Source organism: Roseburia amylophila (assembly GCF_025567465.1).
GTDB classification, from domain to species: Bacteria; Bacillota; Clostridia; order Lachnospirales; family Lachnospiraceae; genus Roseburia_C; species Roseburia_C amylophila.
In genome coordinates this window covers 52,537-76,743 of sequence record NZ_JAOQKI010000009.1, presented here as the reverse complement: position 1 = coordinate 76,743, position 24,207 = coordinate 52,537, and the positions used below count along the sequence as shown (strand labels likewise).

At 40.5% G+C, this 24,207-nt stretch carries 23 protein-coding genes and 1 tRNA gene; 22 read left to right on the top strand and 2 right to left on the bottom strand.

Annotated features, from left to right (window positions below; translation table 11 throughout):
* Positions 1–48 precede the first annotated feature (48 nt).
* The 6 genes from OCV43_RS07540 to trxA all read left to right on the top strand — a co-directional run bounded on the left by OCV43_RS07540 (position 49) and on the right by trxA (position 5,192).
* On the top strand, positions 49–639 hold the full coding sequence (locus OCV43_RS07540; protein WP_262623776.1) for a stage III sporulation protein AF: 591 nt from the start codon (positions 49–51) through the stop codon (positions 637–639).
* Positions 639–1,229 carry a stage III sporulation protein AG gene (locus OCV43_RS07535; protein ID WP_262623775.1) on the top strand — a complete coding sequence of 197 codons (591 nt, stop codon included), beginning with the start codon at positions 639–641 and terminating at the stop codon, positions 1,227–1,229. Before OCV43_RS07540 ends, OCV43_RS07535 begins: the two co-directional genes overlap by 1 nt.
* A complete protein-coding gene (locus tag OCV43_RS07530; RefSeq protein WP_262623774.1) occupies positions 1,226–1,936 on the top strand; it encodes a SpoIIIAH-like family protein in 711 nt (236 codons plus the stop codon). The genes OCV43_RS07535 and OCV43_RS07530 overlap by 4 nt, the downstream gene beginning before the upstream one ends.
* A 104-nt stretch (positions 1,937–2,040) precedes the next feature.
* On the top strand, positions 2,041–3,195 hold the full coding sequence (locus OCV43_RS07525) for a phosphopentomutase (RefSeq protein ID WP_262623773.1): 1,155 nt from the start codon (positions 2,041–2,043) through the stop codon (positions 3,193–3,195).
* A gap of 11 nt (positions 3,196–3,206) precedes the next feature.
* Positions 3,207–4,796 (top strand): peptide chain release factor 3, encoded by a 1,590-nt coding sequence (locus OCV43_RS07520; protein WP_022243253.1) that lies wholly within the window; start codon positions 3,207–3,209, stop codon positions 4,794–4,796.
* 84 nt (positions 4,797–4,880) lie between these two features.
* Complete coding sequence (trxA, locus tag OCV43_RS07515) at positions 4,881–5,192, top strand: thioredoxin (protein WP_022243252.1); 312 nt, start codon at positions 4,881–4,883, stop codon at positions 5,190–5,192.
* Between the two features lie 139 nt (positions 5,193–5,331).
* Here trxA and OCV43_RS07510 read toward each other — a convergent pair whose 3' ends face one another.
* Positions 5,332–5,688 carry a helix-turn-helix domain-containing protein gene (locus OCV43_RS07510; RefSeq protein ID WP_022243251.1) on the bottom strand — a complete coding sequence of 119 codons (357 nt, stop codon included), beginning with the start codon at positions 5,686–5,688 and terminating at the stop codon, positions 5,332–5,334.
* A 178-nt stretch (positions 5,689–5,866) separates the two neighbouring features.
* Here OCV43_RS07510 and OCV43_RS07505 point away from each other — a divergent pair, with 178 nt between their 5' ends.
* The 7 genes from OCV43_RS07505 (at position 5,867) to xerD (ending at position 12,082) form a co-directional block, all read left to right on the top strand.
* Positions 5,867–6,073, top strand: coding sequence for a helix-turn-helix transcriptional regulator (locus tag OCV43_RS07505; protein WP_022243250.1), 207 nt, complete (start codon positions 5,867–5,869; stop codon positions 6,071–6,073).
* Positions 6,074–6,373: 300 nt separating this feature from the next.
* Complete coding sequence (gene recA, locus OCV43_RS07500; protein WP_022243249.1) at positions 6,374–7,462, top strand: recombinase RecA; 1,089 nt, start codon at positions 6,374–6,376, stop codon at positions 7,460–7,462.
* Positions 7,462–8,079, top strand: a complete 618-nt coding sequence (locus OCV43_RS07495; RefSeq protein WP_262623772.1) for a regulatory protein RecX — start codon at positions 7,462–7,464, stop codon at positions 8,077–8,079. Before recA ends, OCV43_RS07495 begins: the two co-directional genes overlap by 1 nt.
* 126 nt (positions 8,080–8,205) lie before the next feature.
* Positions 8,206–9,726, top strand: coding sequence for a ribonuclease Y (gene rny, locus OCV43_RS07490; protein WP_416390266.1), 1,521 nt, complete (start codon positions 8,206–8,208; stop codon positions 9,724–9,726).
* Positions 9,727–9,828: 102 nt separating this feature from the next.
* Positions 9,829–10,398 carry an NUDIX hydrolase gene (locus tag OCV43_RS07485; protein WP_262623771.1) on the top strand — a complete coding sequence of 190 codons (570 nt, stop codon included), beginning with the start codon at positions 9,829–9,831 and terminating at the stop codon, positions 10,396–10,398.
* A 22-nt stretch (positions 10,399–10,420) separates the two neighbouring features.
* Positions 10,421–10,996, top strand: a complete 576-nt coding sequence (locus OCV43_RS07480; RefSeq protein ID WP_227700938.1) for a stage II sporulation protein M — start codon at positions 10,421–10,423, stop codon at positions 10,994–10,996.
* A 201-nt stretch (positions 10,997–11,197) separates the two neighbouring features.
* Positions 11,198–12,082 carry a site-specific tyrosine recombinase XerD gene (gene xerD, locus OCV43_RS07475; RefSeq protein WP_227700939.1) on the top strand — a complete coding sequence of 295 codons (885 nt, stop codon included), beginning with the start codon at positions 11,198–11,200 and terminating at the stop codon, positions 12,080–12,082.
* A gap of 157 nt (positions 12,083–12,239) precedes the next feature.
* On the opposite strand, the gene OCV43_RS07470 is transcribed toward xerD, so the two are convergent.
* Positions 12,240–13,271 (bottom strand): 3-deoxy-7-phosphoheptulonate synthase, encoded by a 1,032-nt coding sequence (locus OCV43_RS07470; protein WP_022243243.1) that lies wholly within the window; start codon positions 13,269–13,271, stop codon positions 12,240–12,242.
* A gap of 204 nt (positions 13,272–13,475) precedes the next feature.
* On the opposite strand from OCV43_RS07470, the gene OCV43_RS07465 reads away from it, so the two are divergent.
* From OCV43_RS07465 to OCV43_RS07425, 9 genes are all read left to right on the top strand, one after another.
* The gene (locus OCV43_RS07465) at positions 13,476–13,982 is read left to right on the top strand and encodes a MarR family winged helix-turn-helix transcriptional regulator (RefSeq protein ID WP_262623770.1); all 507 of its coding nucleotides are present in this window, start codon (positions 13,476–13,478) and stop codon (positions 13,980–13,982) included.
* Positions 13,983–14,036: 54 nt separating this feature from the next.
* On the top strand, positions 14,037–16,355 hold the full coding sequence (locus tag OCV43_RS07460) for an ABC transporter ATP-binding protein (RefSeq protein WP_117698589.1): 2,319 nt from the start codon (positions 14,037–14,039) through the stop codon (positions 16,353–16,355).
* Between the two features lies 1 nt (position 16,356).
* On the top strand, positions 16,357–18,210 hold the full coding sequence (locus tag OCV43_RS07455) for an ABC transporter ATP-binding protein (protein WP_262623769.1): 1,854 nt from the start codon (positions 16,357–16,359) through the stop codon (positions 18,208–18,210).
* A gap of 47 nt (positions 18,211–18,257) precedes the next feature.
* Positions 18,258–18,329 (top strand) — tRNA-Arg (locus tag OCV43_RS07450).
* 139 nt (positions 18,330–18,468) lie between these two features.
* On the top strand, positions 18,469–19,728 hold the full coding sequence (locus OCV43_RS07445) for an SH3 domain-containing protein (protein ID WP_262623768.1): 1,260 nt from the start codon (positions 18,469–18,471) through the stop codon (positions 19,726–19,728).
* 203 nt (positions 19,729–19,931) lie between these two features.
* Positions 19,932–20,672, top strand: a complete 741-nt coding sequence (locus OCV43_RS07440) for a pseudouridine synthase (RefSeq protein WP_022243238.1) — start codon at positions 19,932–19,934, stop codon at positions 20,670–20,672.
* A gap of 22 nt (positions 20,673–20,694) precedes the next feature.
* Positions 20,695–22,668 carry an NAD-dependent DNA ligase LigA gene (gene ligA / locus OCV43_RS07435; RefSeq protein WP_262623767.1) on the top strand — a complete coding sequence of 658 codons (1,974 nt, stop codon included), beginning with the start codon at positions 20,695–20,697 and terminating at the stop codon, positions 22,666–22,668.
* A 78-nt stretch (positions 22,669–22,746) separates the two neighbouring features.
* The gene (gene metA, locus OCV43_RS07430) at positions 22,747–23,679 is read left to right on the top strand and encodes a homoserine O-acetyltransferase MetA (protein WP_022243236.1); all 933 of its coding nucleotides are present in this window, start codon (positions 22,747–22,749) and stop codon (positions 23,677–23,679) included.
* Positions 23,680–23,725: 46 nt separating this feature from the next.
* Entirely contained in the window at positions 23,726–24,205 is a 480-nt protein-coding gene (locus OCV43_RS07425; protein ID WP_262623766.1) for a hypothetical protein, read from the top strand.
* Positions 24,206–24,207 lie beyond the last annotated feature (2 nt).

Below are 24,207 nucleotides of genomic sequence, written 5' to 3'. Positions count from 1 at the left end.
GAGAAGAAATGGAATAAGAAGAGAAAGAGGGAGAGGGAGCAATATAAAATGGATGCAATTTTAAACTGGATGAAGGGAATTCTGGTCCTTTTTCTGATTGGGCATGTGCTGCTGTATCTGGTGCAGAATAAAACTTATGAAAAATATGTGCATTTCTTTCTTAGGATTCTGATTCTGCTGGCGGTAATGGCACCCATTGCTTCTAGGTTAATTGATGAGGATACGCTGATACAGAATATGGAACAGGCACAGTTCTTTCAGGAACTTGAAAATGTACAAAATATAAATGCCATAAGCAGTGCAGAGACTGCAGATTATCGTTTGCAATATGAAGAAGCCTGCAGTGGACAGGTAGAGGATACGTTAAGACAAAAGGGCTATGCGGTGGCATACAGTAAGGTAACGTTAAATGAGGTTTATGAAATAGAACATATTACAATCGGTATGGAAAAGTCTGGGGATAACATTGAAAAAAATAGTTCCGTCCATGTTTCGGATATTGAAATACCGGCAATTGAGATAAAAGAAACAGAGGAGAAAAAGGAGCATACAAGTCAGGAGTATGCAGAATTAGAAAAATTTGTATGTGAAAATTATCTGGTTGATAAGATGCAGATTCAGATAGAAGAGGTGAGATAATGAAAATGCAGGATTTTATGCAAAAGATAAAAGAAAAGAAACTAAAACGGTCAGATTGGCTGATTTTAGTTCTGGCAGGCATATTGATTCTGATTATCGCATTGCCCACAGATACCAAAGGGAAAAAACAGGCAGAGGAAGCAAAAGAAAATATTTCAAAGGAAAATAATACCATGGAGGCATCCAAGGATGAAATAGAACAGAAATTAGAAGATATTTTGGAAAAAATCGACGGAGCCGGTGAGGTAAAGGTGATGATTACTTATCAGGACAGTGGGACGCAGGTGGTGGAAAAGGATAAAAATACTTCTGAAAATTCTTTAGAGGAAAGTGACAGCACCGGTGGAGTAAGAAGCACGAAGGAACAGCAGCTGCAGGAAAGTACGGTATATGAGGAAGCAGATGCCGGAAATACACCCTTTGTTTCTAAGGAGCTTCTTCCCAAAGTGGAGGGAATTTTAATTGTGGCATCCGGTGGTGATAACCAGAAGGTGAAACAGAATATTTCCGAGGCGGTTTTGGCATTATTTCAGGTAGAAGCACATAGAATAAAAATAGTAAAAATGAGCGGACTGGAGGACAGTAAATGAAGAAAGTATTTAAGAAAAATCAACTCATTATAACCGCATTGGCATTGATGATAGCAGTGGCAGGTTACTTAAGTTTTACCGACAAGAATGGCAAAGATGAAAAAGTGGCAATGGAGGCTTCTGCGGATACGGCAGATTTATCTTATGAGATATCGGCAGAGGATGACTTAGCGGAAGCAGATATTTTTACCGATACGGAAGATAACAGTAGTGAAGCTGTATCAGCGGCAGACGGTGTGGTTGAAGAGAGCCTTGAGAACCCGGGCGAAGCCGTCATGGCAAGCAGCAGCGTGGATTATGCGTCAGAAATGAAACTGGGCCGGGAACAGGTACGTTCTAAAAACAAAGAGACTTTGCTGGAAATTATCAATAATACAAATATAGATGAAGCTGCAAAGCAGGATGCCTTAAATCAGATGGTGGCAATGACGGATATTGCAGAACGGGAAAATGCAGCCGAGATGTTGTTAGAGGCAAAAGGATTTACGGATGTAGTTGTCAGCATTACGGATAATACAGCGGATGTGGTACTTGATATGGGAGAAGTAACAGATGCCAAACGTGCCCAAATAGAGGATATTGTAAAGAGAAAAGCCGGCATTGAGGCAGAAAATATCATTATCACACCAATTCAGAAAAATACTGCACAGGAGAATCCGGCAACAGAAACCACTGAAAATTCAGACACAACAGAACAGACAAATTAAGGGAAGCAGCCCCGCCCTTAGATACTTGAAAACGGGGCTGAAATTAGTATAATAATAGCATAAGAAAAAGAAACGACAGAACCATGAGAAGAGAGGGAATACCTATGAAGAGAGTATTTTTAATTGTATTAGACAGCGTTGGAATCGGAGAAATGCCGGATGCGGCAGAGTATCATGATGAAGGAAGCAATACCTTACTTGCAGCTTCACGAAGTCCATATTTTTCCATGCCAAATATGCGCTCACTGGGCTATTTTAATATTGACGGAGTCCACATTGGAGGAAAAGAAGCAAATCCGAAAGGTGCATTCGCCAGACTGACAGAGGTGTCCAAAGGAAAAGATACCACCATCGGACACTGGGAGATTGCAGGCGTGATATCCAGTCATCCACTGCCAACATTTCCAAATGGATTTCCACAGGAAATCATAGAAGAATTTGAGCAGAAAACCGGACGCGGGGTACTTTGCAACCGTCCATATTCCGGCACGGATGTTATCCGGGATTATGGAAAAGAGCATATGGAAACTGGAAAACTGATTGTATACACATCAGCAGATTCTGTTTTCCAGGTGGCAGCCCATGAAGAGGTAGTGCCGATTGAAGAACTGTACCGGGATTGCCAGATTGCAAGAAATATGCTGACTGGGAAAAACGGAGTGGGAAGAGTCATCGCAAGACCGTTTATCGGAGAACCGGGGAATTTTACCCGTATTGCAGGAAGACATGACTTTTCCTTAGAACCGCCGGCAGTTACCATGTTAGATCAGCTGACGGAAAGTGGGAAAACAGTGCTGTCTGTTGGAAAAATCATAGATATTTTTGCAGAACGTGGAATTACAGATTTTGTACGAACAAACGGAAATGATGATGGAATTGACAAAACATTAGCCTATATGGACAAAGATTTTACTGGATTATGTTTTACAAATTTGGTAGACTATGATATGTTGTATGGACATAGGAATGATGTAGATGGTTATGCAAAAGCACTGACACACTTTGATGAGCGGCTGCCGGAGCTTTTGGCAAAGTTACGGGAGGATGATATTTTAATGATTACAGCCGACCACGGATGTGATCCGAGTACACCTTCTACTGACCATTCCAGAGAGTATACACCACTTCTTATGTATGGAGCGCATATTACTCCGGGTAAGAACTATGGCACAAGAGGCAGCTTTGCAGACATTGCCGCAACCATATTATCTTACTTCGACATAAAGCAAAAATGTGCGGGTGAGCCGCTGGAATTATAGGAGGTCCCATTTTGGCTGATTTTAGAAAAGAGATAGAGAAACGAAGAACATTTGCGATTATTTCCCATCCGGATGCCGGTAAGACAACCCTGACAGAGAAATTTCTTCTGTATGGAGGAGCTATTAACCTGGCAGGTTCTGTAAAAGGAAAAGCAACTGCAAGACATGCAGTTTCCGACTGGATGGAAATAGAGAAGGAGAGAGGTATTTCCGTTACTTCTTCTGTATTGCAGTTTAATTATGGTGGATATTGCATCAATATTCTGGATACACCGGGACATCAGGACTTCTCGGAAGATACCTATCGTACCCTGATGGCTGCTGATTCTGCAGTTATGGTAATCGATGGTTCAAAAGGTGTAGAGGCACAGACCAGAAAACTGTTTAAAGTCTGTGTAATGCGTCACATTCCGATTTTTACATTTATCAATAAAATGGATCGTGATGCTAATGATACCTTTGATTTATTAGATGAAATCGAAAAAGAACTTGGCATTGCTACCTGTCCGGTTAACTGGCCGATTGGCTCCGGAAAGAATTTTAAGGGAGTTTATGACCGGAATACGAAAAAAGTCATGCTGTTCTCTGATACCTTGAAGGGAACCAAGGAAGGTGAAGAAAAAGATTTTGATATTAATGATCCGGCATTGACAACAGAAATCGGGCAGGAATACCGGGATAAATTGGATGAAGAAATTGAATTGTTAGATGGTGCAAGTGCAGAATTCGATATGGATCTGGTGTCCAGGGGAGAACTGTCACCGGTATTCTTTGGTTCTGCTTTAACGAACTTTGGTGTAGAAACTTTCTTAAAGCATTTCCTTTCCATGACTACATCACCGCTTCCGAGAAATTCGGACAAGGGGCTGATTGATCCGTTTGGTTCCGATTTCTCTGCTTTTGTCTTTAAAATCCAGGCAAATATGAATAAGAATCATCGTGACCGTATTGCATTTATGCGAATCTGTTCCGGAAAGTTTGAAGCCGGCATGGAAGTAAAACATATCCAGGGTGGAAAAGCAATCCGTCTTTCCCAGCCGCAGCAGTTGATGGCACAGGAGAGAAAGATTATAGAAGAAGCATATGCCGGAGATATTATCGGAGTCTTTGACCCGGGTATCTTTTCAATCGGTGATACTTTAACCACTGCGAAAGACAACTTCGAATTCGAAGGAATACCGACTTTTGCACCGGAGCATTTTGCAAGGGTACGTCAGGTAGATACCATGAAGAGAAAACAGTTCGTCAAAGGTGTCATGCAGATCGCACAGGAGGGCGCAATCCAGATTTTCCAGGAATATCAGGGTGGTATGGAAGAGATTATCGTAGGCGTAGTAGGTGTACTGCAGTTTGATGTATTAAAATACCGTCTGGAAAATGAATACAATGTGGAAATCCGCTTGGAGAAGCTTCCATATGAGCATATCCGCTGGATTGAAAATAAAGATATTGATATGGACAAGCTTACCGGAACTTCCGATATGAAGAAAATCCGTGACCTTAAGGGCAATCCATTGCTGTTATTTGTCAATGCATGGAGTGTCGGCATGACTCTTGACCGGAATGATGGTCTGGTATTATCGGAATTCGGTAAAAATTAAGCGGGTATAAACAAAATTAAGAAGAGACATACTTAAAAAAGAAAAAATAGAAACTTTTCTATAAAAGTAAAGGAGGATAACGAAATGGTAGTAAAGATTACAAATGACAATTTTGAAGAAGAAGTATTAAAGTCAGATAAACCGGTACTTTTGGATTTCTGGGCAGACTGGTGCGGTCCGTGTAAAATGATGTCTCCGGTTGTAGAAGAACTGGCGGATGAATTAGAGGGACAGGTAAAGGTTGGAAAAGTGAATGTGGATGAAGAAGCAGCACTGGCTTTAAAATATCAGATTATGAGCATTCCGACCCTGGTTGTAATGAAAAAAGGTGTTTTTGAGGGAAAGAGCATCGGTGTGCAGGATAAAGACGAAGTATTAAGGCTTTTAGCTTTATGATTGTAGCTGATAAGAAAATCCGGATGGTATATCTTAATATACTGTCCGGATTTTATCATACAATTTTTATAGATGCGTAATAAATGCCTGATTCATATTGCTATAAAAATATATCATTGCATATAAAAAAATATAGAAGTTATTTTTCAGCAAGTTTCTGTTCTAACTGACCGATGATGCGTCCTTTGTCCATCGGAGAAAGTTTATGGAAAAGCTGGAGCAGTAAATGTTCATCCGGGTCGGATGGGAAAGCATGATATTCTGATTCTTCTGCAATCTGAAGGTTGGAAGCCGGCTGGTATTCACCGGTCAGAAGATAGTATACATCAACATCTAAAAATTCACTTATTTTTACAATTTTATCAGAAGAAGGATTTGTACCCTTGGATTTCCAGCTGCTGATAGCAGCGGGAGAGATTCCGGTGTATTCCGATAATTCTTTTTGTGAAAGCTTCTTTTCCCGTAATAATGCAAAGATACGTTGGCTGATTGTCATAGTGTACTCCTTTATCAGGTATTAAATAATATTGTATAGAAAATAAAAAATAAAATACGCAAATATGAATTGACAAATTCATATTTATGAATTATAATGTAATTTGTGAAATTATTTTCATATTATACATCATTTTTTATATAAACACAAATGATAAAGAAGAAAAGGGGAGACTTTTATGGCAAAGACAAAACGGCAGATTACTCCAATGGGGAAAGAAATAAAGCGCAGGCTGGTAGAACTTGAGATGAGTCAGGAAGAACTTGCAACATCGGTTGGGTGCAGTCCGCAGTATATCAATCATATCATTTATGGAGAACGGTCTGGTGAGAAGTACTTAGAACAGATTTTCCTGATTCTTGGTATGGATGAATATCATGATTAAAAAGATGGAACGATTGCCAGAGGTTTCCATTGTTTATAGAAAATTAATTTGTAACCGGAATCTTATTATGTTAAGATAAGGATACCTTTCCATGAGAGACTTCAGAAAGAAGTCTTTTTTCTTTACATGAGAATTTTTACAGTCTATAAAATATTTGGCTATTCTGCCGGGTATACCCACTTTACAGAATGTATAGGGACAGAAAAAAATATTTTCTAAAAAATGCAGTTGACATTTGGAAGAAAGTATACTACTATAATATCAGAAAACGAACATAAGTTCGCATGAAGGAGAATTGACATGGCGAGAGATGTAAAAGATACGAGAAGAGACAGCAGTAAAGAAGATAAATTAAAGGCACTGGATGCTGCTATATCCCAGATTGAGAAGCAGTACGGAAAAGGTTCTGTTATGAAACTGGGGGATGAGAGCAACCGGATGAATGTGGAGACTGTTCCGACAGGAGCATTAAGTCTTGATATTGCTTTGGGATTAGGCGGACTTCCTAAGGGAAGAATTATTGAGATATATGGACCGGAGTCCAGTGGTAAGACGACCGTTGCCCTGCATGCAGTCGCTGAGGTACAGAAGCGTGGAGGAATTGCCGGATTTATTGATGCTGAACATGCATTAGACCCGGCATATGCGAAGAATATCGGAGTAGATATTGATAATCTTTATATTTCACAACCGGATAACGGAGAACAGGCACTTGAGATTACAGAGACTATGGTCAGATCCGGTGCAGTAGATATTGTAATCGTAGACTCTGTTGCAGCACTGGTGCCAAAGGCAGAGATTGATGGTGATATGGGAGATTCCCATGTGGGCTTACAGGCAAGACTAATGTCACAGGCACTTCGTAAGCTGACTGCAGCAATCAACCGTTCTAACTGTATTGTAATCTTTATTAACCAGTTGCGTGAAAAGGTTGGAGTTATGTTTGGTAATCCGGAGACAACAACCGGTGGCCGTGCATTGAAATTCTATTCTTCCGTACGTCTTGATGTACGTCGAATTGAATCCTTAAAACAGGGTGGAGAAATTGTCGGTAACCGTACCCGTATTAAAGTAGTGAAGAATAAAGTGGCACCGCCATTTAAAGAGGCTGAATTTGATATTATGTTCGGAGAAGGAATTTCAAAAGAAGGAGATATCCTTGATCTGGCTTCTGAACTTGGTATTGTAAATAAGTCCGGTGCATGGTATGCATATAATGGAGATAAGATTGGCCAGGGTCGTGAAAATGCCAAGACTTATCTGAAAGAGAATCCACAGGTCTGCCAGGAAATCGAAGAAAAAGTAAGAGCTCATTATGCAGTGGATAAGAGTGAAGAAGAAACAGAGACTCCAGCTGCAAACGGACCGGAAGTTCTTGATGCAGAGTAATGGACAGAATTGTTTCAGGGATAACAGAATATAAGAAAAACAAATATAAGGTGTGTATGGATGATGGTACACACCTTGTATTATATAAAGGTGAGGTGCGCCGCTACAGATTACAGGAAGGGCAGACCGTAGACGAGGCACTGTATCAGGAACTCTTTTATGAAGTAGTAGGTAAGCGGGTGAAAAAACGGGCACTTGCACTTTTAGAGAAGATGGACCGGACAGAACAGGGGCTTTACCGGAAACTGGCTGAGAGTGAATATCCGGAAGAACTGATTCTTGATGCCATAGAGTATGTGAAGAAATATCATTATATTGATGACATGCGCTATGCAAGAAATTATATCAGTTACCGACAGGGCAGTAAGAGCCGCCGCCGGCTACAGCAGGAACTGATGCAGAAGGGAGTTACCAAAGAAATTACAGAGCAGGCCTTAGAAGAAATCTATGAAAATAATGATACAGAAAAAATTGCTGAAATATTAAAAAAGAGACATTATAATCCGGAGCAGCCGGATGCAAAGGAAATGCAGAAACAGTATGGATATCTGATGCGGAGAGGATATAAAAGTGAAGACATTTTACGTGTAATGAAATGTCCGGACTACTTGACATAATATTAGAAAAAGTATAAAATTTATTTATTGTTATTTATGACAGATGAATGAATATTTATGTTATATGAACAATGAAAATTGAATAAAGGAGGTGCTCCTGTGCAGGCAGTAATTATAGCTGTTGTAATTACATTTATTGTCACATGTGCTATCACCTGGTTTGTTGCAAATGCATACCAGAAAAAGCAGACTGCTTCAAAGATTGGCAGTGCAGAAGATAAAGCCCGTGAGATAATAGATGAAGCTGTGAAGACCGCTGAGACGAAGAAGAGAGAATCTTTGCTTGAGATTAAAGAAGAGTCGATTCGTACGAAGAACGAATTGGACAAGGAAATCAAGGAAAGAAGAAACGAAATTCAGAGAAACGAGCGCAGAGTGGAACAGAAGGAATCCAATCTGGATAAGAAACTGGAAGCCATTGAGAAGCGCGAAGCAGGTTTTGCAGCAAAAGAAGAAGAGCTGAACAAACAGAAAGCTGAAATTACAAAGCTTCATGAAGAGCGTGTACGGGAACTAGAAAGAATCTCAGGACTTACCTCCGACCAGGCAAAAGAATATCTATTAAAAACTGTTGAAGAAGATGTAAAGCTTGATACTGCAAAATTAATCAAAGAGATGGAGCATCAGGCAAAAGAAGAAGCTGGAAAGAAAGCAAAAGAATATGTGGTTACTGCAATTCAGAAATGTGCTGCAGACCATGTGTCAGAGACAACCATCTCTGTAGTACAGCTTCCGAATGATGAGATGAAGGGAAGAATTATCGGACGTGAAGGAAGAAATATCCGTACGTTAGAAACACTGACTGGTGTAGATTTAATTATCGATGATACACCGGAAGCAGTTATCCTTTCCGGATTTGATCCAATACGAAGAGAAGTTGCTCGTATTGCATTAGAGAAATTGATTGTAGACGGACGAATTCATCCGGCTAGAATTGAAGAAATGGTAGAGAAAGCGCAAAAAGAAGTTGAAACCATGATTCGTGAAGAGGGTGAAGCTGCCACCTTAGAAGTAGGTGTACATGGCATTCATCCGGAACTTGTGAAATTATTAGGCCGAATGAAATTCAGAACCAGTTATGGTCAGAATGCATTAAAGCATTCTATAGAAGTAGCACAGCTTTGTGGCTTACTTGCGGCTGAAGTTGGTGTAGACGTAAGATTGGCAAAACGTGCAGGACTCCTGCATGATATTGGTAAATCAGTAGACCACGAAGTAGAAGGCTCACATATTCAGATTGGTGTGGATTTATGTAGAAAATACAAAGAATCTCCGCTTATTATCAATGCGGTAGAGGCACACCATGGCGACGTAGAGCCAGAGTCATTGATTGCTTGTCTGGTACAGGCAGCCGATACAATTAGCGCAGCAAGACCAGGTGCAAGACGCGAGACAATGGAAACATATTCCAACAGATTAAAGCAGTTAGAAGATATTACAAATGAATTTAAAGGTGTAGATAAATCTTTTGCAATTCAGGCGGGTAGAGAGATTCGTGTAATGGTAGTTCCTGAACAGATAAGTGATGCTGAAATGGTATTGCTTGCCCGTGATATTTCAAAGCAGATTGAATCTGAATTAGAATATCCAGGTCAGATTAAGGTAAACGTAATTCGTGAATCACGTGTAGTTGATTACGCAAAATAAGCAGGAAATAAGTGTCCGAAGAGTGAAAGCTTTTTGGACACTTATTTTTTTGTAAGAAAAACAAGTAATGAGGAAAAATCTGTAAGAAAAAAGGAGAATACAATGGGACAGAATCATCAGGAAGAAAAAAGAATCAGAAGAGTTAACAGGGAGTTAAAATATCAGGGCGCAATCGTGGATGTTTATTCAGACACCATCGAGACACCGGATGGAAATATTGCATACTGGGATTATGTGGAACACAGAAAAGGAGCGGCGGCAGTTGTGCCGGTTACACCGGAGGGCAGAATCTTAATGGTACGCCAGTATCGGAATGCATTAGACCGTTATACTATTGAACTGCCGGCAGGATGCAGGGATTCCCTGACAGAGGATACGAAAATAAGTGCCATGCGGGAATTAGAGGAAGAAACAGGCTTTCAGTGTGGTCATATCGAAAAGATGCTTTCTTTAAAGACGACCGTAGCTTTCTGTAATGAGTTTATTGATGTATATCTGGCAACGAATTTAAAACCGGGCAAACAACATCTTGATCCGGAAGAATTTATTGAAGTAAGGGCATATGACCCGGAAGAATTATTAGAAAAAATTTATGCCGGAGTAATCCAGGACAGTAAAACCGTAGCTGGTATCTTGGCATATTGTTACCGTTATCGGAATAATATGAAATAAGAAAATTAAGACAAGTGAATACATGGAAAGAGTATCAGGGATAAGAAGAGAAAAGCATCTTCATCTGTTAGAGGTGTTATTTTTAGGCTGTTTTGTGATTGGCATTATAGCTGCCAATCTGTATGGAAGAAGCCGTCTGCAGCAATATGGCATATTAAATGATTATTTCATACAGCAGTTAAAATATATTACGATAGAAAAACATGATTATTTTATTTATGTACTATCAGCAAGAGCACCGGTTGTCCTTGCATTAATTTTTTTTGGAATGACACCGTGGTACCGGGTTGTGAATAGTATATTTCTGATATGGAGCGGCTTTTCTTTTGGCTTTCTGTGCGTGATGGCAATCAGCAATATTGGCGCAGGTGCCATCTGGCTTATGATGATTGCGTTATGTCCACAATTTATTTTCTATGTGTCCGGATACCTGCTGTTATTAAAGTTAGAAGAAAAGTACCAGTGCGGAAAGGAACATGGAAAGCTTGGGGAATGGATTCTTTTGTGGGGGATTATATTATTATTGTTCTTTATCGGATTTTTAACAGAGGCATATCTGAATCCAGGTATGGTGCACTTCGTGTTGAAAAAAATATAAAAAATTTTACGAAATTTTTACAACATATTGTGGGTAGAAAAATAGAAATAAGATACATGTGGTAGATTTATGTAAAACAGCAAAAAACAGACGAAAATATGAATTGCTTTTCCAAATTAGAATCATTATAATAGGGATTGTACCTGCCTTTTGGAAAAGAATAGAAGGGCATGAGAGAAAAAGAGTTAGGTGGTTACAGTTATGACACAGGAAATAGATGCTTTTATGAAGTATCTTCAGGAAGTAAAGAAAATATCGAAAAATACAGCGGTTTCTTATGAGACGGATTTGCGCAAAATGAAGGAATTTCTGTATTCTGAAGGTGTGCTTTCTGTTGAGGATGTCAGACAGGAACACTTAAAAATATATATGGAAAAGCAGGAGCAGGAAGGAAAGAAACCGGCAACGATTTCCAGAGGACTTGCATCCATGAAAGCCTTTTTTCAGTATCTTGTGGTACAGAATTATGTAAACCAAAATGTGACGGATGGATTAAAGGCACCCAAGTTAGAGAAGAAAGCTCCGGTTATTCTTTCTATGGAAGAAACCAGCCGGCTTTTAGACCAGCCAAACGGAAATACACCGAAGGAATTAAGGGACCATGCGATGTTAGAATTGCTTTATGCGACGGGAATTCGTGTCTCTGAATTGATTTCTTTGAAGTTAAGTGATATTAATTTGAAACTGGAATATGTTACCTGCAGAGATGCTCATAAAGAAAGAATTATTCCTTTTGGAGAAGCAGCAAAAGAGGCTCTGCAGCATTATCTGGAAGAGGGAAGATCATATCTTGTCAGTGAAGAGGGCAGTGAATATCTTTTCACCAACTGTTCCGGCAAAGAAATGAGCCGTCAGGGTTTCTGGAAATTAATTAAAGCCTATGGAAAGAAAGCCGGAATTGAGACAGAGATAACACCGCATATGCTGCGTCATTCTTTTGCAGCTCATCTGGTAAGCAATGGGGCAGATTTGAAAGCGGTTCAGGAAATGTTAGGACATGCAGATATTTCTACCACGCAAATCTATGCACAGATGAAACAGAGCAGAATCCGTGAAGTATATGCCAAGGCACATCCCAGAGGATAAAGAAGGAACTACGGGAAACACGCTTTGCGAGTTTCTTACTACTTGCATAAATAGAAAAAGGGAGCAGTCATTTCTTAAAAAAATGGCTGCCCCCGTTTTTTACTTTACAGGAAATTGCTTTCCTGTAAAGTAAAAAACGCTCCTGTAGATGAAATTATTATTTATTCATTTCTGCAATGTCATAGATAAGACGAGCGGAATCTTCCCAGCCTAAGCATGGGTCAGTAATGGATTTACCATAGATGTGTTCGCCGATTTTCTGATTGCCCGGTTCAATGTAGCTTTCAATCATAACACCCTTAATCATCTTGTGAATTTCAGGGGAGAGCTGGCGGTTATGCATCACTTCTTTGACGATACGGATCTGCTCGAAGTACTTTTTATTGGAGTTAGAGTGGTTTGCATCTACGATAGCAGCTGGATTCTTAAGGTCACGTTCATTATACATTTCAATCAGACGCATAATATCTTCGTAGTGGTAGTTCTGTGTGCTGTTACCATGTTTGCTTACAGCACCACGGAGAACAACGTGAGTTAAGTCGTTACCAGGAGTCTCTACTTCATATCCGCGATATACGAAATGATGTGGATGCTGGGCAGCATATACGGAATTGAGCATAACGGAGAAATCACCACTGGTCGGGTTCTTCATTCCGGATGCAACATCAAACCCACTGACTACAAGACGATGCTGCTGGTCTTCTACGGAACGTGCACCGATAGCAACGTAGGAGAGCAGGTCGTCAATGTAACTCCAGTTTTCCGGATAAAGCATTTCGTCGGCAGGGGTCAGACCACTTTCTTCAATGGTACGGATGTGCAGCTTACGCATTGCAATCAGTCCGGCAACCATATCAGGAGCTTTCTCAGGGTCAGGCTGGGTAGCAATACCTTTATAGCCTTCGCCGGTTGTTCTTGGCTTATTGGTGTAGACACGAGGGATAATAATCAGACGGTCTTTGACATCTTCTGCAATTTTGGTCAGGCGGCTGACGTAGTCGCAGACAGGTTCTTCGCTGTCAGCGGAACAAGGTCCGATGATAACTAAGAAACGGTTATCTTCGCCGGTTAAGACTTTACGAATTGCAGCATCCCGTTCTTTTTTTATCTGTGCCAGTTTCTCCGGAAGCGGATACTCTTTTTTGATTTCTTCCGGACTTGGTAATTGGTTTAAAAAATTAAAACTCATATTTTTAGTCTCCTTTAGTAAAAAAAACTTGCTTTTTTTATATTATAAGATTCGTTTTTAACTGTCAATGATATGATTTAATAATAATTTTATACTTTTTTAATTGACCTATCTTAATCATGGTGCTATTATTGTTTTCACATGTTAATAGTTAACAATGTTAAATAAATAGAAAATATAAAATGTAAAGAAAGGGAGGTGAAAATGATGCAGGGTTGTGGAAATGAAATATTTTCCATATTTAATCGTTTTCATCGTTTGAAAATCTCATCCATTCTGCCGGGGGTCTCATCCGTGGAAATGGGAACCTTAAAGACCATCGAGCATTGCCGCAAAGAAAAAGAGATGGCTACCAAAGAGACAGATGCCAAAGAGCCGGATAGCAAATCGATAGATGCAAAGGTTACGGTATCGGAAGTGGTACGTTATATGCGTGTGGCAGCACCGGCGGTGTCCCGGACACTTCGTTCCCTGGAAGAGAAAAAATATGTTGAACGTATGGTGTGTGAGGGTGACCGGCGGAATGTTTATGTGAGAGTAACTGAGGAAGGAAAAGAGGTTTTAAATGAATGCAACCGGATTTTGAGTGAATTATTAAAGTCGGTTACGGAGAAAATGGGAGAAGAAGATATGAACCGGCTGATTGGCTATCTGAATAAATTAGAGCAGATAGCAGAGCTTGAGATTGAAAAGAGAAGACAGTTGAAATAGCAATTAAAATAGAAATATTTTATAAATAATATAGAAAAGGAAGGAACAGGAAAGATGCGGAAACTATTTAAAAATATGCTCCCGTACTGGCATATCATCGTGGTAATATTTCTCCTCCTTGGAGTACAGGCTTATTGCGATTTGTCGTTGCCACAATATACATCCGATATCATTGATGTAGGAATCCAGAATAAGGGAATCAAACATATTTTGCCGGAAAAGATGCCGGAGGAAGAATATCAGCTGGCAGAACTTTTTATGACAGATGGTGAAAAGGATACTTTTGAAGCGGTCTATGAAAAAAAAGACGATACTTATGTATGTACTGCGGATAAAGAGACATTAGAAACATTGGATGATGAACTACTGACACCAATCGTACTGACTTACCGTATGGCAAATATGAGTGAAACGGATTTTAAGAATACGATTGCGGAAGCATTGGAGCAGAATCCGCAGAACCAGATTACCAAAGAAAGCCTGGATGAGATGTCCATTGAAGAAATCGGACAGATGATGCAGATGGAACTGACCACATATGAAGCGGAAAATGATGATGGCGAAATGGTAACTTATGTGGATATGCGTCCGATGATGAAGCAGCTGATTGCAAGCGGTGCAATGACGCAGGATGGTATAGCACAGTCCAGAGAATATATGGAAAATATGATAGATTCTGTGGGGAGCAGTACCTTACATGCCATGGGAACAGCATATGCAGCATCCTGTGACGAAAAGGCAGGACTTGATGTGGAGCATATCCAGAAGAATTATCTCTGGTCAGAGGGTGGAAAGATGGCAGCTATGTCATTACTCATGCTGGCAGTTGCAGTGGTAGTCGGATATCTTGCATCCAGAGTCGGCGCAGGAGTCGGAAGAGACTTAAGAGAGAAAATCTTTGGTAAGGTAGTAGGCTTTTCCAATACTGAGATGGATAAATTCTCTACCGCTTCCTTAATTACAAGAAGCACCAATGATATTCAGCAGATTCAGTTTGTAACAGCAATTATGCTTCGAATGCTTTTATATGCACCAATCATCGGAATTGGTGGAATTTATAAAGTATTAAAGACCGGAGCACATATGGAATGGATTATCGTAATGGCAGTACTGGTAATTTCCGGACTGGTTATGGTGTTGATGTCCATTACACTTCCGAAGTTCAAAATAATGCAGAAGTTAGTGGATGCCCTGAACTTAGTATCCAGAGAGATTCTTACGGGACTTTCTGTAATCCGCGCTTTTGGAAGAGAAAAAAAGGAAGAAGAGCGGTTTGATGAAGCAAACCGGAATCTTACCAGAACACAGTTATTTACCAACCGTGTCATGACTTTTATGATGCCGGGCATGATGTTTATTATGTATGGAGTAACCATACTGATTGTCTGGGTATCGGCACATCGTATTGATGCCGGACAGCTTCAGGTTGGGGCAATGACCGCATTTATTACTTATACCATGCAGATTGTTATGGCATTCCTGATGCTTACCATGATGTCTATTATGCTGCCGCGTGCCGGTGTTGCAGCAGACCGGATTGATGAAGTTATTACTACAAATTCTTCTATTATAGAAAAGGCAGAAAAAGAAACAATTGAAAAACATACCGGAAAAGTGGAATTCCATCATGTAAACTTCCGTTATCCGGGTGCGGATGAAGATGTATTGGAAGATATTGATTTTACAGCAGAACCGGGAAAGACAACAGCGATTATCGGAAGTACCGGCTGTGGAAAGTCAACGCTGGTTAATCTGATTCCGAGATTCTATGATGTAACAGCCGGTAAGATTACCTTAGATGGTGTGGATATCCGGAATTTAAGCTTAGCTGAATTAAGAGATGAAATCGGATTCGTACCACAGAAGGGAATTCTGTTTTCAGGAACCATTGCATCCAATCTGAAATTTGGCAGACCGGAAGCTACGGAAGCAGAAATGAAAGAGGCTGCAGAGATTGCACAGGCAACAGAATTTATTAATGAAAAGCCGGAAAAATATGACAGTGGGATTGCACAGGGTGGAACGAATGTTTCCGGTGGACAGAAGCAGAGATTATCCATCGCCAGAGCAATCGCAAAGAATCCGAATGTTTATATCTTTGATGACAGTTTCTCTGCACTTGATATGAAGACCGATGCGGCACTGCGTAAAGCATTGGAGTCAAAAACAAAAGAAAGCAGTGTAATTATCGTGGCACAGCGAATCAGTACCATTTTACATGCCGACCAGATTCTTGTATTGGATGAAGGTAAGATTGTCGGAAAAGGTACTCATGAAGAATTATTACGGGATTGTGAAGTATATCAGCAGATTGCACAGTCACAGTTATCCGCAAAGGAATTGGGATTAGAAGAGGGAAAGGAGGAAAAATAACATGAGTAATGAGCAAAGTTATCGTGCACCACGTCGTAGAGGTCCGGGAGGACCAATGGGCGGTGGAATGATGCCGGGTGAAAAAGCAAAAGATTTTAAGGGCTCTTTCCGGAAAATTCTTTCTTATATTGGAAAATATAAAATTGGAATTGTTGCAGTTATGATACTTGCAATCTGTTCTACCGTATTTTCTGTATTAGGACCAAAGGTAATGGGTAAAGCTACTACGGCATTGGCAGACGGTCTGATGAATAAAGTAGCAGGAACCGGCGGAATTGATTTTACACTGATTGGAAAGATATTATTATTTACTCTTGGCTTATATATTATCAGTGCGGTATTCAGCTTTTTTCAGGGGTTTATTATGACTGGAATCACACAGAAAATCTGCTATCGTATGCGTAAAGAGATTTCTGAAAAAATCAACCGTATGCCGATGAAATATTTTGAAAGCAGAACTTATGGGGAAGTTCTTTCCCGTATTACCAATGATGTGGATACTTTGGGACAGAGCTTAAACCAGAGTGTGACACAGATTATTACCAGCGTGGCAACCATTATCGGAGTGCTTGTGATGATGCTTTCTATTTCACCACTGATGACACTGATTGCATTAGTAATTCTTCCGATTTCAGCGTTGATGGTTTCGGCAATTGCAAAATTTTCACAGAAATATTTCCGTACCCAGCAGGAGTACTTGGGACATATTAATGGACAGGTGGAAGAGACTTATTCCGGACATTTAGTTATCCAGGCATTTAATAAAGAAAAGGAAACCATAAAACGGTTTAATGATACAAACCATGTATTATATGAGTCTGCCTGGAAATCCCAGTTTTTATCCGGAATGATGCAGCCGGTTATGGTATTCGTCGGTAACCTTGGCTATGCAGGCGTGGCAATTTCCGGTGGAATGCTTGCAATTAACGGAACAATCGGAATTGGTGATATTCAGGCATTTATCCAGTATGTAAAGAGCTTCACCCAGCCAATCCAGCAGATTGCACAGGTCATTAACCAGGTACAGTCCATGACCGCAGCTTCGGAACGTGTTTTTGAATTCTTAGGTGAAGAGGAAGAAGACCAGACCACAGAAAATGCAGTGGAATTAAAGGATGTTCGTGGAGAAGTAGAATTCTCCCATGTGCATTTCGGATACAATCCGGATCAGATTATCATTAATGATTTCTCAGCAAAGGTAGAACCGGGACAGAAGATTGCCATTGTAGGACCAACCGGAGCAGGTAAGACTACCATGGTGAAGCTGCTGATGCGTTTTTATGATGTCAACAGTGGAAGCATCAGATTAGATGGTAACGATATCAGAAACTATAACCGCCGGGAGCTAAGAGATGCCTTCGGCATGGTACTTCAGGATACCTGGTTATTTAAAGGTACTATTATGGAAAATATCCGTTACGGAAGACTGGATGCCACGGACGAAGAAGTTATTGCAGCAGCAAAAGCAGCCCATGCCCATCATTTCATCCAGACACTGCCGGGTGGTTATAATATGGAATTAAATGAGGACGCCAGCAATGTATCCCAGGGACAGAAACAGTTGCTTACCATAGCCCGTGCCATTTTAGCAGACAACCGGGTATTGATTTTAGATGAAGCAACTTCTTCTGTTGATACCAGAACAGAGCACAGAATCCAGAAGGCTATGGATAACCTGATGAAAGGAAGAACAAGTTTTATTATTGCCCATCGTCTGTCTACCATTCGTGATGCTGATCTGATTCTCGTTATGAAAGATGGTGATATTATTGAACAGGGAAATCATGAAGAACTGTTACAGAAGAATGGTTTCTATGCACAGCTTTATAATTCCCAGTTTGAAGAAGCTTCTTAAATAAAACCTTTGATTTTTTTATATAGATGTGTTAGTATAAATAAGCTGCAACCGTAGTCTAATGGATAGAACGTCAGACTCCGACTCTGATAATGCGGGTTCGATTCCCGCCGGGTGCATTTTATAATTTATATTAACACATTTTTTTTGCGGGATTTATGTCCCGCAAAACTTATAAGAAACGTTTTTCATTATTTACACGGGCAGCTCACAAAGCATGCTTTTTTGGGGGTTATGGGTAAGGTTAGGAGGACAGATATGAAAGCGTCAGAAATCAAAGAAAAAATGAGTAAGATATCAAAGAATGATATAAGTAGTTTCTTTCAGAAGAACTGGAAATATTTTACTGCAGTAATATTATTTGTTGTATTGGCAGTAGTAATGATAAAATTCAGCAGTGGAAATAAAGATAAAGATAATGGGCTTTCTACGGAACAGAGTACCGAATCAGAGAGCTTTCAGGTAGATGCCGTTCCGGAAATCAATACCCTGATGCAGAATTATTACAATGCATATGCGGCAGGTGATCTGGCAACATTACAGACCTATGCAACACCTGTTTCCGAGAATGAACAGAGCCTGATTACCATGATGTCGCAGTATGCAGAGAGTTATCAGAATATCAAATGTTATACCAAGTCAGGATTAGAAGCAGATTCTTATCTTGTCTGTGTAACGCTGGATTTGAAATTCGCAGGAGTAGATACTACAGCACCTGGTATGGAGTTCTTTTATGTAAAGAAGAATGAGCAGGGAGCACTTTATATTGATAACTTATACAGCAGCTTTAACCGTCATTATAAAGAACAGCCGACCGATAATAATGTGGAAAACTTAATCAGTAGTTTTGAAACACAGGAAGATGTCATTGCATTACAGGCAGAAGTACAGGCAAATTATGAAAAAGCAATTGCTTCAGATGAAAATCTTTCTAATATGGTAACGGTTACAGTTGCTGATGCATATAATGCATGGGCAACAGCAATCGCACAGGCACAGGCACAGCAGCAGCCGGCAACAGAGGAGACACCGGCGGAACCAGAGACACCGGCGGAACCAGAGGCACCGGTGGAACCAGAGACACCAGCTGAGCCGGAAGTGACAACGGAGACGGTATATACACTGGATAAAGTAAATGTCAGACAGGAACCGAATGAGTCCGGAGCATTACTTGGAACAGTTGAAAAGGGAACTGCACTGACAAGAACCGGTACGACAGAAGATGGATGGAGCAGCATTGATTACAATGGTACACCGGCATATGTAAAGAGTGACTATGTTTCAACAGAAGCACCGGCACAGGAGCCGGCGGCAGACACCAGCGGAATTGCAGCGGGCACTAAGATTACATTAACCAATACGGTTAATATCCGTTCCTCTATGAGTGAGACCGCATCCAAGGTTGGAGTTGCTTATGCAGGAGATTCTGTTACTGTTCAGATGAGCTATGCAGAAGGGTGGACAAAAGTCACCTGGAAAGATAAAGAAGGATATGTTAAGACAGAGTTCTTAAAATAATAAACAGATGGAGGTCTTAGGACCTCCGTTATTTTTACTTTACAGGAAATTGCTTTTCTGTAAAGTAAAAAACGCTCCGCGAGGATGCACACTGCGGCGTATAAGGTAGATGTTGCAAGCGACTGCCGCAGGCGCGAGAATGTGCCTTGGCACATTCTTTGTTCCGCGGGCAGTGAGAAAATTTACACAGGGTGAAAATATCGATGGAAGAAAACGGAGTCAGAATCAATAAATTTTTAAGTGAAGCAGGATATTGTTCCCGGAGAGAAGCTGACCGTCTGATTGAGCAGGGACGCATTACGGTAGATGGAAAAGTTCTTTCTGTTGGCTGTAAGGTGATGCCGGGACAGCGAGTGCGCGTAGATGGAAAAGAAATAAAAAAAGAAGAGGAAATGATTCTTCTTGCATTTAATAAGCCGGTGGGCATTGTCTGCACTGCTGCAAAAGACGAAAAAGACAATATTGTTGATTATATTCATTATCCGAAACGTATTTATCCGGTAGGAAGACTGGATAAAGATTCCCAGGGACTTATATTATTGACAAATAATGGGGATATTGTAAATAAGATGATGCGTGCCGGGAATATGCATGAAAAGGAATATGAAGTTACCGTAAATCATGACATAACGGAGACATTTTTAAAGAAAATGTCCGGGGGAGTTCCACTGGAAGAACTTGGTGTGGTTACAAGACCATGTGCAGTAGAAAAACTAGATGTGCGTAAATTCCGAATCATATTAACCCAGGGGTATAACCGGCAGATCCGCCGGATGTGTGAGTATTGCGGATATAAAGTAGTAAAATTAAAGAGAGTCCGCATTATGAATATAGAACTGGGCAGTCTCAAAAAAGGAAAGTACCGCAGAGTAACGGCGGAAGAGTGGACTGAGCTGAACCGGCGCATTTTAAATTCCAGCAATACAACAGTAATGCCAAAATAGATTGAGGGTAAGGAGCATATCCATGGATGAGAAGAAGAGAATCGAGGAACTGGTAAAAACGTTAAATGAGGCGTCCGAAGCATATTACAATGGACAGGATGAAATTATGTCAAACTATGAATGGGATGGCATGTTTGACGAACTGACCCGGTTAGAAGAAAAAACAGGATATATTCTGCCGGAAAGTCCGACACAGAATGCCGGATTTGAGGAAAGCAATGGTGAACGGGAAGCACATGAATATCCGGCACTTTCCCTTGCCAAGACGAAACGGATTTCTGATTTACAGGTGTGGGCGGGAGAAAGACCAGTCTGGTTATCCTGGAAACTGGATGGATTAACATTGGTAGTAACTTATGATAATGGAAAACTTGTTAAGATTTTAACAAGAGGAAATGGAACCGTCGGCAGCAATATCACATTTATGAAGGATGCCATTGAAGGGATTCCAAAGACTGTAAAATATAAGGGACATCTGGTAGTCCGTGGCGAAGCGGCTATTACCTATACAGATTTTGAATTAATCAATGATACCATTGAAGATGATGATGAAAAATATGCCAACCCGAGAAATCTTGCATCCGGCACTTTAGGTCTGGATAAGAGCAATCTTGATAAAGTAAAGGAACGCCATATTCATTTTTATGCATTTACACTGGTGCATCTGGATGAAACAATGTCATCCTGGGGAGAACGGATGGATTATCTTGAGAAGCTTGGATTTACGACAGTAGCACATGAATTGACCGATGCGAAAGGGTTGGAGGAAGTTGTAGAACGCTGGACAAAGAAGGTAGAAGATGGTGAAATGGATATTCCGGTAGATGGACTGGTTATCTGTTATGAAGATAATGATTATGCCCAGACAGGTAGTGTTACCGGGCATCATGCGTCAAGAGCCGGTTATGCGTTTAAATGGCAGGATGTCTCTGCGGAGACCACATTAAAATATGTAGAGTGGTCCTGTGCGGCATCTACCATTTCTCCGGTAGCAGTATTTGAGCCGGTTGCACTGGAGGGAACCACCGTAAGCCGAGCCTCCCTTTGTAATATCAGTGAGATGGAACGTCTTGGAATCGGAGAAGATGGGAAGACAACACTTGATATTATTAAAGCAAATAAGATTATTCCAAAATGTATCGGCGTAAAGAAAAAGGAAGGAACTTTTACGATTCCGGAATTCTGTCCGGTATGCCATGCCAGAACAGAAATCAGAATCAGTGAACACAGCGGAACAAAGACTTTACATTGTACGAATCCGGACTGTACCGCAAAGCATGTAAAAAAATTCAGCCGCTTTGTCAGCAAGCCCGGCATGGACATTGACGGACTGTCCATACAGACCATGCTAAAGTTTATGAACTTAGGATATATCCATTATTTTGAAGATATTTATACACTTAAAAATCATGCGGATGAAATCCGCTCTTTAGACGGATTTGGCGAGAAATCCTGTAACAATATGCTGCAGGCAATTGAAAAGAGCAAAAACGTTGATCCGGTACATTTTATTTATGCACTATGCATTCCGCAGATTGGCACCGATGCAGGAAAGAAAATGATTGCTGCCCTTGGCACAGGAGGTTTCTTTCAGAAACTGCATGCAGGGGAAGGATTTGAGGATATTGACGGAATCGGACCGGAGCGTTCGACTTCTATGCTGGACTGGTACAGACAGAATCAAAACCGTCATACGGTAGCTGCATTAGAAGAAATATTAAACATTGCGGAAGTAGAGCCGAAGGTGACAGAGGGAGGAACCTGTGAAGGACTTACCTTTGTCATTACCGGTGATGTCCATCAGTTTAAAAACCGTACCGAATTTAAAGAGTATGTGGAGAGCCAGAACGGCTCTGTTACCGGCAGTGTTTCTAAGAAGACAGATTATCTTGTGAATAATGATATTGAATCCACATCATCAAAGAATCAGAAAGCAAAGAGTCTTGGCATTCCGATTATTTCTGAAGATATGTTTGTGGAACGTTTCGGAAAGTGAATTGCATATTGAAGTATTCGTAAAATTAAGGTATTATGAGATGAGATATGTGTATATGATGAAAAGAGGTTAGATAATATGCCGATTAAGATAATGAGCGATTTACCGTCCAGAGAGATTCTGGAACGGGAAAATGTGTTTGTTATGGATGAGGGAAGAGCAGAACATCAGGATATCCGCCCAATCCGGATTGGAATACTGAATCTGATGCCATTAAAAGAAGAAACGGAACTGCAATTGCTGCGTTCACTTGCAAATACACCATTACAGGTTGATGTTACCTTTTTAACGGTATCATCCCATGAATCAAAGAATACATCCATGAGTCATCTGAATCATTTTTATCAGACAATGGATGAAATCTGGGATGAGAATCTGGACGGACTGATTATAACCGGTGCACCGGTAGAAACCATGGAATACGAAGAGGTGGATTACTGGAAGGAAGTCTGTGATATTATGGAGTGGTCTAAGACCCACGTAACATCAACCCTGCATTTATGCTGGGGCGCACAGGCTGCCCTCTATTATCACTATGGTATCCCAAAATATATGCTGGATGAGAAAATGTTTGGAATTTTCGAACATCAGGTAAAGAACCGCAAAGTACCACTGGTAAGGGGATTTGATGACCGCTTTATGGCACCGCATTCGAGACATTCCGGAATCCGTAAAGAGGATATTGAGAAAGTAAAGGATATTACCATTCTTGCAGAATCAGAAAAAGCAGGTGTATTTCTGGCAATTGCCAATGAGGGACGCAAAATTTTTGTAATGGGACATCCGGAATATGACCGTTATACATTGGATGAGGAATATAAGCGTGATCTGCAGAAAGGGATGGATATTGCCATGCCGGAGAATTATTATCCGGACAATGATATCAATGCAAAACCATTACTGCAGTGGCGTTCACACGGTAATATGTTATATGCAAACTGGCTGAATTATTATGTGTATCAGCAGACACCATATGATTATATCAATACCAGAAAAATTGTGGGAAAATAAGCAGATTTCTTTTTGGAAAAAGGCTTAAGAAAATACAGGGGGCACAATGAAAACGGAGAAAAAAGGTGTAGAGGGACAACTTGATATTTTCGAAGCAATGAATCGTGCAGCAGATGCCATAGACCGGATGGTGGAAGAAGACCAGAAGAAAAAGAAGGCATCCGGAAATAAAACGGAATCCGGAGAGAAGTCTGCAAAAGTTGTAACCGGGCAGAAGAAAAACAAAGAGGATAAAATCATCCGTGGCTGTGATATGCATGCATCCATGCAGAAGACATTTCTAAACCCGGAAGACGGCGATTTTGCCATGATTGCTTATATTGACTACAACAAGGTTTATATCAGGGAATGGAATTCCCCGGCGGCGTTATATACTTTCGAAGAGTCAAAGAAGGCTGTGGATTTTTATATCGACAAACTGACGAAGATAAAGGCGGCAGGAATGGCAGAAGAAACAACAGAGCAGGAACCGTTCAGTGATGTAAAATATCTTTCAGATAATATTTATGCAGAGTGTGAGGGATAAGA

Coding starts and splice junctions, on each gene's coding strand:
- OCV43_RS07540 (WP_262623776.1), top strand. CDS start 49: ATGGATGCAATTTTAAACTGGATGAAGGGAATTCTGGTCCTTTTTCTG.
- OCV43_RS07535 (WP_262623775.1), top strand. CDS start 639: ATGAAAATGCAGGATTTTATGCAAAAGATAAAAGAAAAGAAACTAAAA.
- OCV43_RS07530 (WP_262623774.1), top strand. CDS start 1,226: ATGAAGAAAGTATTTAAGAAAAATCAACTCATTATAACCGCATTGGCA.
- OCV43_RS07525 (WP_262623773.1), top strand. CDS start 2,041: ATGAAGAGAGTATTTTTAATTGTATTAGACAGCGTTGGAATCGGAGAA.
- trxA (WP_022243252.1), top strand. CDS start 4,881: ATGGTAGTAAAGATTACAAATGACAATTTTGAAGAAGAAGTATTAAAG.
- OCV43_RS07510 (WP_022243251.1), bottom strand. CDS start 5,688: ATGACAATCAGCCAACGTATCTTTGCATTATTACGGGAAAAGAAGCTT.
- OCV43_RS07505 (WP_022243250.1), top strand. CDS start 5,867: ATGGCAAAGACAAAACGGCAGATTACTCCAATGGGGAAAGAAATAAAG.
- recA (WP_022243249.1), top strand. CDS start 6,374: ATGGCGAGAGATGTAAAAGATACGAGAAGAGACAGCAGTAAAGAAGAT.
- OCV43_RS07495 (WP_262623772.1), top strand. CDS start 7,462: ATGGACAGAATTGTTTCAGGGATAACAGAATATAAGAAAAACAAATAT.
- OCV43_RS07485 (WP_262623771.1), top strand. CDS start 9,829: ATGGGACAGAATCATCAGGAAGAAAAAAGAATCAGAAGAGTTAACAGG.
- OCV43_RS07480 (WP_227700938.1), top strand. CDS start 10,421: ATGGAAAGAGTATCAGGGATAAGAAGAGAAAAGCATCTTCATCTGTTA.
- xerD (WP_227700939.1), top strand. CDS start 11,198: ATGACACAGGAAATAGATGCTTTTATGAAGTATCTTCAGGAAGTAAAG.
- OCV43_RS07470 (WP_022243243.1), bottom strand. CDS start 13,271: ATGAGTTTTAATTTTTTAAACCAATTACCAAGTCCGGAAGAAATCAAA.
- OCV43_RS07465 (WP_262623770.1), top strand. CDS start 13,476: ATGATGCAGGGTTGTGGAAATGAAATATTTTCCATATTTAATCGTTTT.
- OCV43_RS07460 (WP_117698589.1), top strand. CDS start 14,037: ATGCGGAAACTATTTAAAAATATGCTCCCGTACTGGCATATCATCGTG.
- OCV43_RS07455 (WP_262623769.1), top strand. CDS start 16,357: ATGAGTAATGAGCAAAGTTATCGTGCACCACGTCGTAGAGGTCCGGGA.
- OCV43_RS07445 (WP_262623768.1), top strand. CDS start 18,469: ATGAAAGCGTCAGAAATCAAAGAAAAAATGAGTAAGATATCAAAGAAT.
- OCV43_RS07440 (WP_022243238.1), top strand. CDS start 19,932: ATGGAAGAAAACGGAGTCAGAATCAATAAATTTTTAAGTGAAGCAGGA.
- ligA (WP_262623767.1), top strand. CDS start 20,695: ATGGATGAGAAGAAGAGAATCGAGGAACTGGTAAAAACGTTAAATGAG.
- metA (WP_022243236.1), top strand. CDS start 22,747: ATGCCGATTAAGATAATGAGCGATTTACCGTCCAGAGAGATTCTGGAA.
- OCV43_RS07425 (WP_262623766.1), top strand. CDS start 23,726: ATGAAAACGGAGAAAAAAGGTGTAGAGGGACAACTTGATATTTTCGAA.